Annotated in this window: 1 protein-coding gene; it reads right to left on the bottom strand. The window is 70.8% G+C overall.

The genetic code is table 11. The annotated features are described in order from the left end of the window. The coding region (locus KVT14_RS20050) for an ABC transporter substrate-binding protein (RefSeq protein ID WP_217617270.1) at positions 1-668 on the bottom strand (668 nt) is incomplete at both ends.

Raw genomic sequence — 668 nt, 5'->3', positions numbered from 1 at the left:
GCGGGCCCGAGCCGTCCAGGAACACGATCGCGTCGCTCGCCACGGCCGGCATCTGCGACAGCAGGGGGTCGGCCTTGAGCGTGTCGACCAGGGCCTGGACGCCGTAGGTGACGATCAGCTCGACGTCGTCGAACAGGTCGACCTGCTCCGCGCTGACGGAGCCGGAGAACTCGCCGGACGCGCTCGCCTCCTCGACCGCGGCGGGCGTGCTGAGGCCCAGGTCCGCGAAGAACGCGGCGCGGGTGTCTTTGGCCGTGTAGAAGTTCACGGTGCTGAGGTCGGTGGTGTCGACGTGCGTGAGGAACATCGTCGACACGCCCTCCAGGCCCGGGTGCGCGGCGACGGTGTCGGTGATCTCGCCCTCGAGCTCGGCGACGAGCTCCTCGCCCTCCGCCTCCATGCCCATGCCGGCGGCGTTCACCAGGATCATGTCGCGCCACGAGGTCGCCCAGGGCTCCTCGGGGTACGCGACGACCGGGGCGATCTCGCTCAGCGTGTCGTAGTCCTCCTGCGTCAGGCCAGAGTAGGCCGCGAGGATCACGTCGGGCGCGGTGTCCGCGACCGCCTCGAAGGCGGTGCCGTCGGTCTCGTCGAACAGCACCGGCTCCTCGCCGCCCAGCTCCTCGGGCTTCTCCTCGACCCAGGGGAGCAGGCCGTTGCCGTCATCG

The organism is Cellulomonas sp. GbtcB1 (assembly GCF_019091725.1).
Classification (GTDB): domain Bacteria; phylum Actinomycetota; class Actinomycetes; order Actinomycetales; family Cellulomonadaceae; genus Cellulomonas.
Note: the sequence above shows the minus strand (reverse complement) of the source record. Positions and strands in the feature narration are given on the sequence as shown.